Here is a 7,069-nt window from a genome sequence, read left to right on the forward strand (position 1 = left end):
GGCGGCCGGCGCCGTGGGGTCCGGGGCGGCGGAGGTGCCCACGGCCGGGAGCAGTGCCTCCGGGGCGGCCGGACCCGAGAGGACGGCGGCTTCCGGGGCGGCGCTGGGGACGCCCTTGACCGTGCCGTCGGCGCCGAGGAAGGCCGGGTCGCCGCCGGGGACCATGCCGAGTTCACGGGCGCGCCGCTGGAGGGCGTCGGGGGACGAGTAGGCGTCGATGTCCCGCTGGAGCGCCTGCTCCTCGTCGGTGAAGCTCTTCGTCCGCTTCTGCAGGTCGGCCAGTTCGAACGAGCCCTCGCTCAGTGCCGAGTTCAGCACCAGCAGCCCGATGAGGCCGCCGCCGAGGAGCACGACGACGAGGAGGACGAACGGGGTGCGGGCCGCCTGGGCGCGGCCGGCCGGCAGGAGCCGGGCGAGCCGGGCGGCCCTTCCCTTCAGCGCGGGTTTCCTGCTCACTGTTCCCCCGGTGCGTGGGGGAAGCCGCTCCCCCGGTGCGCGGGGGAGATCCTCCGACCCGTCTCGCTCACTCGACGTCCTCCCTGATGCGCTCGGCACCCCGCAGTCTGGCCGGGGCGGCCCGGCGGTTCTCGGCGATCTCTTCCTCGGTGGGAAGTTCGGCACCGCGGGTGAGCAGCTTGAGCCGCGGCTGGTAGCGCTCGGGCACGACCGGCAGTCCGGGCGGCGCCGTGGAGGTGGCCCCGGCCGCGAACACCTGCTTGACGAGCCGGTCTTCGAGCGAGTGGTACGACAGCACACCGATCCGGCCGCCGACGTCCAGGGCCGCCACGGCCGCCGGGATCGCCCGCTCCAGCACGGACAGTTCGCCGTTGACCTCGATGCGCAGCGCCTGGAAGGTCCGCTTGGCGGGGTTGCCGCCGGTGCGCTTGGCGGCCTGCGGCAGGGCGTCGCGGATCAGCTCGACGAGCCGGGCGCTGTTGTCGAACGGCTGCTTCTCGCGCTCGCGCACGATCGCGGAGACGATCCGCTTGGCCTGCTTCTCCTCGCCGTACGCGCGCAGGATGCGCACGAGTTCGCCCGCCGGGTAGGTGTTGAGGACCTCGGCGGCGCTGATGCCGGTCGTCTGGTCCATGCGCATGTCCAGGGGGGCGTCCTGGGCGTAGGCGAAGCCGCGGTCGGCCTCGTCGAGCTGCATGGAGGAGACCCCGAGGTCGAACAGCACGCCGCGCACGCGCGCGATGCCGAGCCGGCGCAGGACGTCGGGCAGCTCGTCGTACACGGCGTGCACGAGGGTGGCGCGGTCCCCGAACGGGGCGAGCCGCTCGCCGGACAGGCGCAGCGCCTCCTTGTCCCGGTCCAGGCCGATCAGCCGCGCTTCGGGGAACCGGGTGAGCAGCGCCTCGCTGTGTCCGCCGAGGCCGAGGGTGCAGTCGACGACCACCGCTCCCGGCAGCTCCAGGGCGGGCGCCAGCAGATCCAGGCACCGCTGGAGCATCACCGGGACGTGTCGACTCTGGCTCAAGGGGGCCTCTCAGTTCCGGCGGGCCGTACGCACCGTCGGTCCCCCGAGCCGTACGTACGCGCCGCGCGCGCGAGGAGACCGGTCCGGCCACGCGCCGGGGTCTCCGGGGGTTTTCCAGCGGGGAGAGACTCGTCTCCCGCTTTCGCGCCACTTTAGTCCACGCCGTCCCCTGGTCAATCAACCGGCCTGCGCGTCGCGCGGCACGTCACGACGGGAACCACCTTTCGCACCGATCCACCCGTTCGGCTCAGCTTTGCCCTCCCTGTGGGTTAGCTCACAACGAGCCGCGCTGACGTTCTTTGTCCCCTCTCACAGCAGGCCGGACCGCTGCCTGACCAGTAACGTCGTCGTCATGACGACTTCCGCAGCGGTACCCACTGGATCCGAAGGCGCCATAACCACCGGCGACACCGTGACCGACCGTCTCGTGGCGGCCAACCAGCGGTACGCCGAGGCGTTCACGGACCCCGGCATGGACGCCCGTCCCGTCCTGCACGTCGCCGTGGTCGCGTGCATGGACGCCCGCCTCGACCTGCACAAGGCCCTCGGTCTGCAGCTCGGCGACTGCCACACGATCCGCAACGCGGGCGGCGTGGTCACCGACGACGTCATCCGGTCCCTGACCATCAGCCAGCGCAAGCTGGGCACGCGCAGCGTGGTCCTCATCCACCACACCGGCTGCGGCCTGGAGTCCCTCACCGAGGACTTCCGCACCGAGCTGGAGATGGAGGTCGGGCAGCGGCCGGCGTGGGCGGTGGAGTCCTTCCGGGACGCGGACCAGGACGTGCGCCAGTCCATGCAGCGGGTGCGCACCTCGCCCTTCCTGCTGCACACCGACGACATCCGCGGGTTCGTCTTCGACGTGCGCACCGGACTGCTGCGCGAGGTGGACCCGGCCTGAACCGGCCGCCGCGCGAGGCGGACCGGGGCCGAACCGGCCGTGCCGCGCGAGGCCGGACCGGCCTGTACGGGCCCGGCCCGGGGCACGCGGCCGGCCGACCCGCCGGAGGACCGGCCGGGAAGCCGGGCGAGAACTCGCTCGGGAACTCGGTCGAAAAGCCGTATGGCCGACATCGCGGGGGCAGTTGTCCACAGGCGAGTGACACGAATCGGTAACGGCGGCAAGAATGCGGGGTGTGGCGTCACGCGGAACCTTTCCCGCGTGATGTCCGTGTTTCGGGGTGGGCCGGTTTCGCATCGAGAGCGTCGGCCCGGAATGAACGGGCCGAGGAGGGCCGGGTGACGACCTATGACGATCGAGCGAGCCTCAGCGATCTGACCGCCACGGTGGAACGGGTGCGCGGTTCGGTGGAAGGCGTGATCGAGGGCAAGCCCGAGGTCGTACGGCTCGCGCTGACCGTGCTGCTCGCCGAGGGCCACCTGCTGATCGAGGACGTCCCCGGGGTGGGCAAGACGATGCTCGCCAAGGCGCTGGCGCGGTCCATCGACTGCTCGGTGCGGCGCATCCAGTTCACGCCGGACCTGCTGCCCTCGGACATCACGGGCGTGTCGATCTGGGACCAGCAGCGCAGGGACTTCGAGTTCAAGCCGGGCGCCATCTTCGCGCAGATCGTGATCGGCGACGAGATCAACCGCGCCTCGCCCAAGACCCAGTCCGCGCTGCTGGAGTCCATGGAGGAGCGGCAGGTCACCATCGACGGGCAGACGTACGAACTGCCCAGCCCGTTCATGGTGGTGGCCACCCAGAACCCGGTCGAGATGGAGGGCACCTACCCGCTGCCCGAGGCCCAGCGCGACCGCTTCATGGCCCGCGTCTCCGTCGGCTACCCGAGCGTGGAGGCCGAGCTGCAGATGCTCGACGTCCACGGCGGGGTCAGCCCGCTGGAGGACCTCCAGCCCGTGGCGCACGCGCACGAGATCGTGAAGCTGGTCGAGGCGGTGCGCGGGGTGCACGTCGCCGAGCCGGTCCGGCGGTACGCGGTCGAACTGGTGGCCGCCACCCGCAGCCACCCGGACCTCAGACTCGGTGCCTCCCCGCGCGCGACGCTGCACCTGCTGCGCGCGGCGAAGGCGTCCGCCGCCCTCGCCGGCCGGGAGTACGCACTGCCGGACGACGTCCAGGCGCTGGCCGCCGCCGTCCTCGCCCACCGCCTGCTGCCCACCGCCCAGGCCCAGCTCAACCGCCGTACCGCCGAGCAGGTGGTGCTGGAGATCCTGCAGCACACCCCGGTGCCCACGGCGGGCCGGCAGAGCGGCTACGGCGACCTCGGCCGGAGCATCCCGGCCTATCCGCAGCAGCCGCCGCGGAGTCTGTGATGAGCCCCGGGGGGAGCGGGCCGGCGCAGGACGACCGCGAGGGGGCGGGCGGCGTCCGGACGGCCCTGGCGGGGCTCACCACCCGTGGCCGCTCCTTCCTCGCGGCCGGGATCGCCGCCGCGGTCTGCGCGTTCGTGCTGGGCCAGAGCGATCTGCTCCGCGTCGGCCTGCTGCTCGCCGTGCTGCCCCTGCTCTGCGCGGGCGTCCTGTACCGCACGCGCTACCGGGTCGCCGCCCACCGCCGTCTCGCGCCCGCGCGCGTCCCGGCCGGCAGCGAGGCCAGGGTCCACCTGTGCATCGACAACGTCTCCCGGCTGCCCACCGGTCTGCTGATGCTCCAGGACCGGGTGCCCTACGTCCTCGGGCCGCGGCCCCGGTTCGTGCTGGACCGGGTGGAACCGGGGGGCCGCCGCGAGGTGTCCTACCGGGTCCGCTCCGACCTGCGGGGCCGCTACCCGCTGGGCCCGCTCCAGCTGCGGCTGACGGATCCCTTCGGCATGTGCGAGCTGACCCGCTCCTTCTCGACGTACGACACGCTGACGGTCATCCCGCGCGTGGAGCCGCTGGCCCCGGTCCGCTTCGGCGGCGAGGCCCAGGGCTACGGCGACGGACGGCAGCGCTCCCTGGCCCTCGCGGGCGAGGACGACGTGATCCCGCGCGGGTACCGCTACGGCGACGACCTGCGCCGGGTGCACTGGCGGTCCACCGCCCGCTACGGCGAGCTGATGGTGCGCCGCGAGGAGCAGCCCCGGCGCTCCAGGTGCACCGTCCTGCTGGACACCCGGGGCGGCGCCCACGAGGGCGCCGGTCCCGACTCGGCCTTCGAGTGGGCCGTCTCCGGTGCCGCCTCGGTGCTGGTGCACATGCTGGAGCGCGGCTTCTCGGTACGGCTGCTGACCGACAGCGGCAGCGCGGTGCCCGGCGAGGGCGGCGACGGCTACACGGGCAGCGGCCAGGAGACGGCGGACGCGGCCGGGCTGATGATGGACACCCTCGCGGTGATCGACTACTCCGACGGAACCGGGCTGTCCCGGGCCTACGACGTGCTGCGCGGCGGCAACGAGGGCCTGCTCGTCGCCTTCCTCGGCGACCTGGACGACGAACAGGCCACGACGGTCGCCAAGATGAGCCGGCGCAGCGGTGGGGCCGTCGCCTTCGTCCTGGACCCGGACACCTGGGTGCGGGAGGCGACCGACGTGCCCCGCCCCGGCAACCAGCACGAGCAGCGGCTGCGGCTGCTGCGCGAGGCGGGCTGGACGGCGCTGAGCGTGCCGCGCGGCGCCTCGCTGGACGAGCTGTGGCGCCAGGCGGACCGGGAGCGATCCGGGCCCGCGCTGCTGAGCGGGGAGGCACGGGGATGAGCGGACGGGCACGACTGGCGCTGTGCGCGGCGGCGGCCACGCTGATGACCTGCTGCGCACTGCTGCCGCTGGTCGCGGAGCCGGTCTGGCTGCTGCAGCTGGTACCGCTGCTGGCCGTGCAGACCGGGGTGGGCGCGGCGGCCCGGCGGGTGCCGCTGGGCCGGTCGCTGACGGTGGCGGCGCAGGTGCTGGTCACCCTCGTACTGCTGACCCTGATGTTCGCCCGGCGGCACGCGATCGCCGGGCTGCTCCCCGGCCCGGACACCTTCCGGTACTTCGCCGAACTGCTCCGGCAGGGCACGGACGACGTCGGCCGCTACGCGATACCCGCACCGGTCACCGACGGCATCAAGCTGATGCTGATCGGCGGCGCGCTGCTGATCGGGCTGCTGGTGGACGTGATCGCGGTGACGCTGCGCACCGCGGCCCCGGCCGGCCTGCCACTGCTCGCGCTGTACTCGGTGGCCGCGGGCCTGTCCGACGGCGGCGCCGAGTGGCTGTGGTTCCTGGTGGCGGCGGCCGGCTACCTGACGCTGCTGCTCGCCGAGGGCCGGGAGCGGCTCGCCCAGTGGGGCCGGGTCTTCGGCGGCGCGCCCCGCGGGCCGGGCACCCCCGAGACGGGCGCGGTGGCACCGGTGCGCACCGGCCGCCGGATCGGCGCGGTCGCGCTCGGCGTGGCCCTGGTGGTGCCGCTGGCCCTGCCCTCGATGCACGGCGGCCTGCTGGAAGCCGCCGGCACCGGTGTGGGGGCCGGCAACGGCAGCGGCACGATCTCGACGGTCAACCCGCTGGTGTCGCTGCGCGACAACCTGAACACGAACGACGACCGCCAGGTGCTGTCCCTGCGCACCAGTACGGACGACATCTCGGACCTGTATCTGCGGATCGTCTCCCTGGACGACTTCGACGGCACCACCTGGACGCCTGCCCAGCGGCACGTCGTCGCCGTGCCGGACAAGCTGCCCACGCCCACGGGCCTGGGGGCCGGCGTCCGGCGCAGTCCGGTGCGGACGACCGTCACGGCGGCGGACACGTACGCCCAGAACTGGCTGCCGATGCCCTACCCGCCGAGTGACGTGCAGGTGGACGGCCGGTGGCGGTACGAGCCCGTCGGGATGACCCTCCTCGGCGACCACGGCCAGACCACGCGCGGCAAGACCTACCAGGTGACCAGCCTGGACGTGCAGCCGACCGCGGAGCAGCTGTCCGCCGCGCCGCAGCCGCCGGCCGGCCTACGCAGCGAGTACACCAAGGTGCCCTCCTCCCTGCCCGCGGTGGTGGCCCGCACGGCCCGGGAGATCACCGCGGGCGCGAACAGTCACTACGAGGAGGCCGTCCGGCTCCAGGACTACTTCGCCGTCACGGGTGGCTTCCAGTACGACACCTCGGTGAAGGTGGGCCGCGGTCCGGAGGCCATCGCGAACTTCCTGAAGCAGAAGGAGGGCTTCTGCGTCCACTTCTCCTTCGCCATGGCGGCGATGGCCCGCACGCTCGGCATCCCTGCCCGGGTCGCGGTGGGCTTCGCGCCCGGAACCCCGCAGGGCGACGGCACGATCACGGTGAACCAGACGGACGCGCACGCCTGGCCCGAGCTGTACTTCGAGGGCGTGGGCTGGACCCGCTTCGAGCCGACACCCACCCGCGGCACCACCCCCTCGTACACCCAGTCGGACACGCCCGGCAGCTCCCTGCCGGACGAGGCTCTGCCGTCCAGGGGCGCCTCCTCGGCCCCCTCGGCGGCGTCCTCGCCGAGCGAGAGCTGCGCCGGTGGGCCCCGGCGGCTGCAGGACTGCGGCAGCCCGTCCGCGGCGGCGGCCCCGCTTTCGGGCGGTGACGGCACGGACGGCTGGTGGTGGCTGCTGAGCGGGCTGGGCGTGGTGGTGGTCCTGGCGGTTCCGCTGGCGCCGCTGCTGTGGCGCCGGCGGGTGCGCGCGCGGCGGCTGGGCGGCCA

6 protein-coding genes are annotated in these 7,069 nt (G+C 73.7%); 4 read left to right on the plus strand and 2 right to left on the minus strand.

Annotated elements, in window-relative coordinates:
• Together GT045_RS30150 and rsmH are read right to left on the minus strand one after the other, a co-directional pair.
• A partial coding sequence (locus tag GT045_RS30150) for a septum formation initiator family protein (RefSeq protein ID WP_345942801.1) occupies positions 1-456 on the minus strand: 456 nt, incomplete at its 3' end.
• A 67-nt stretch (positions 457-523) separates the two neighbouring features.
• On the minus strand, positions 524-1,480 hold the full coding sequence (rsmH, locus tag GT045_RS30155; protein ID WP_161298437.1) for a 16S rRNA (cytosine(1402)-N(4))-methyltransferase RsmH: 957 nt from the start codon (positions 1,478-1,480) through the stop codon (positions 524-526).
• Positions 1,481-1,832: 352 nt separating this feature from the next.
• On the opposite strand from rsmH, the gene GT045_RS30160 reads away from it, so the two are divergent.
• The 4 genes from GT045_RS30160 to GT045_RS30175 all read left to right on the plus strand — a co-directional run.
• The gene (locus GT045_RS30160) at positions 1,833-2,381 is read left to right on the plus strand and encodes a carbonic anhydrase (RefSeq protein WP_161298438.1); all 549 of its coding nucleotides are present in this window, start codon (positions 1,833-1,835) and stop codon (positions 2,379-2,381) included.
• Positions 2,382-2,719: 338 nt separating this feature from the next.
• The gene (locus tag GT045_RS30165) at positions 2,720-3,757 is read left to right on the plus strand and encodes an AAA family ATPase (RefSeq protein WP_161298439.1); all 1,038 of its coding nucleotides are present in this window, start codon (positions 2,720-2,722) and stop codon (positions 3,755-3,757) included.
• A complete protein-coding gene (locus tag GT045_RS30170; RefSeq protein ID WP_161336112.1) occupies positions 3,757-5,118 on the plus strand; it encodes a DUF58 domain-containing protein in 1,362 nt (453 codons plus the stop codon). The genes GT045_RS30165 and GT045_RS30170 overlap by 1 nt, the downstream gene beginning before the upstream one ends.
• Positions 5,115-7,069, plus strand: a 1,955-nt coding sequence (locus GT045_RS30175) for a DUF3488 and transglutaminase-like domain-containing protein (protein WP_161336113.1), incomplete at its 3' end; no start/stop codon positions are given. The genes GT045_RS30170 and GT045_RS30175, both read left to right, overlap by 4 nt.

The organism is Streptomyces sp. SID486, assembly GCF_009865385.1.
GTDB lineage: Bacteria > Actinomycetota > Actinomycetes > Streptomycetales > Streptomycetaceae > Streptomyces.

Coding starts and splice junctions, on each gene's coding strand:
- GT045_RS30160 (WP_161298438.1), top strand. CDS start 1,833: ATGACGACTTCCGCAGCGGTACCCACTGGATCCGAAGGCGCCATAACC.
- GT045_RS30170 (WP_161336112.1), top strand. CDS start 3,757: ATGAGCCCCGGGGGGAGCGGGCCGGCGCAGGACGACCGCGAGGGGGCG.